Annotated in this window: 2 protein-coding genes; one reads left to right on the top strand and one right to left on the bottom strand. The window is 71.6% G+C overall.

Annotated elements, in window-relative coordinates; genetic code table 11:
* Nucleotides 1–204: 204 nt before the first annotated feature.
* Entirely contained in the window at nt 205–999 is a 795-nt protein-coding gene (locus tag E4O86_RS23330; protein WP_205521061.1) for a hypothetical protein, read from the top strand.
* Nucleotides 1,000–1,215: 216 nt separating this feature from the next.
* Here the strand turns inward: E4O86_RS23330 and E4O86_RS23725 are convergent.
* On the bottom strand, nt 1,216–2,213 hold a 998-nt coding region (locus E4O86_RS23725; RefSeq protein ID WP_246206572.1), incomplete at its 5' end, for an OmpA family protein.

Below are 2,213 nucleotides of genomic sequence, written 5' to 3'. Positions count from 1 at the left end.
CTGCGTGCCGCCCTGGGGCGCATCCTGGCCCGGCCGCGCGCCGGGCATCTGCGCGCCGCCCGAAGGCTGGCCCGGACCTGCGCCCGTCCCCGGGCGCTGTGACTGCTCGGGCCGTCCCCCCGATGGAGCGCCGGTCGCAGGCGAGCCGGGCCGCTGCCCCTGCTCGGGCCGCGTCTGCTGCTGCTCCTGGCGCGGCGGCTGGGCTTGCTGTCTCTGCTGCGGCGCCTGCTGCTGCCGCTGCTGAGGCGCCTGCTGGCGCTGCTGTTCCTGGCGGGGCGGCTGGGCCTGCTGCCTCTGCTGCGGCGCCTGTTGCTTCTGCTGAGGTGCCTGCTGCTTCTGCTGAGGTGCCTGCTGTTTCTGCTGGGGTGCCTGCTGCCGCTGCGGCGGCTGGGCCTGCTGCTGTCGCTGCTGTGGCGCCTGCTGCTGTCGCTGCTGAGGCGCCTGCTGGCGCTGCTGCTCCTGGCGGGGCGGCTGGGCCTGCTGCTTCTGCTGCGGCGCCTGCTGCTTCTGCTGCGGCGCCTGCTGCCTTTGCTGAGGTGCCTGCTGGCGCTGCTGCGGCGCCTGCTGCCTCTGCTGCGGTGCCTGCTGTTTCTGCTGCGGTGCCTGCTGCCTCTGCTGCGGCGCCTGTTGCCTCTGCTGGGGCGCCTGCTGGCGCTGCTGCGGGGCCTGCTGCCTCTGCTGCGGTGCCTGCTGCCGCTGCTGGGGCGCCTGCTGCCGCTGCTGCGGCGCCTGCTGCTTCTGCTGCGGCGCCTGTTGTCTCTGCTGGGGCGCCTGCTTTCCCTGTTGCTGCTGCTGCTGGCGGCGCTTTTTCAGCTCTTCGGGATCGACCGCGCCCGGCGGGCCACCCTGCGCGAGGAGAAGAGCGTCGGCCCGCGCATCGGGATCCGCTCCGTCGGCGATCGATTGGCCGGCGCCGGCCGGCAGGGCCACCGCCGGTGCCGGAGCGGTGCCCCAGAGGAGGCCCGGCAGCACGGTTCCGGCCAACAACACGATTCGTAGTTTCATCTTCTCAGCACCCTGATCGAGCGCCCCCCCGGGCTTCTCTGCGCGGCATCCGCGCGGAAGGATCTCGGCCCCGGTCCTTGTCGCGGCCGCAGCGGCAGATTTGGCGCATTTTCGTCGCGCGTCCAGCTTCCGCGGCGTGCAAAAGGAAAGAAAGGCGGCAGGTCTCCCGCCGCCTTTCGAACTTCGATGCCGGTTGAAGGCTCGCGAAGACTATTGCTGAGCCTGCACGAGCGGCGTGATCCGCCGGATCGTCACCCGGCGATTCTCGCGCTCGGCCGCCTCGGTCGGAACCTTCAGATATTGCTCGCCATAGCCCTGCGTGACGAGGTTCTCCGGCGGAATCTGCCAATTGCTCGAGAGCGCGTAGGCCACCGACTCCGCGCGGCGGTCGGAAAGCGCGAGATTGGAGAGATCCGACCCGACCGCGTCGGTGTGCCCCTCGATGAGGTACACTTCCCGGGGATCCCGGTTGATGATGTCCTCCAGCGCCTTGCCGATCGCGGCGAGGCTGGCGATCTGGTCACGGCCGATGTCCGCGCTTGCCGTTTCGAAGGTGATGGTGTCGACGTCGACGCGGCGCACCATGTCGCGCAGCCGCTCGCTCTGGCGGACCTCGTCGACCGTATAGGTCTCCGTGACCTTCTCGATCGGCGGCGCCGTCAGCGCCTGGCGGATGTCGGCGGGCGAGGCGCGCCGGGTCTCCACGATATATTCCTGCCGCGGGATCCTGACAGTGAGCGGCGGAAGCTTCGCGGCGAAGTTCGGCACCGGGCCGCGGTTGGGCGCACGCCCGTTCCGCAGGCTGTCGATGAGGACGACCTCCTGGCCGCCGGGAAGCACGCGCACCCGCCGCAGGATGTCGCCCTGGTCGTTCCGGACCGTCACGACGCGCGTGCCGTCCGGACGCACGATGGTGAACTCGCTGAGGCCGTTGTCGAGCCGGCGGGTGTTCACGTCGCGCGCCTGCTGGCGCAGTCGCTGGGTCTCGTCCTTGCGGATCGTGACCTCGTTGCCGCGCTTGATGATGACCCTGTCGCCCTCGCGGCTGAGCACGTTGGCGTCGCTCGGAACCGGGATGTTGGCGGGCGCCTGCGCCTGGCCGGGAGCCTGGCCGCCCGTGCCGCCCGGGCGGGGCGCAGTCCCAGGTGCGGGCTGCGCCTGCTGCGGCGGCCGGCCGGAAGTCCCGCCGCCCTGGGGGCTCGCGCCCT

Source organism: Propylenella binzhouense (assembly GCF_009866965.1).
Taxonomy (GTDB): Bacteria; Pseudomonadota; Alphaproteobacteria; order Rhizobiales; family Afifellaceae; genus Propylenella; species Propylenella binzhouense.
This window is presented reverse-complemented; position numbering and strand designations above follow the sequence as displayed.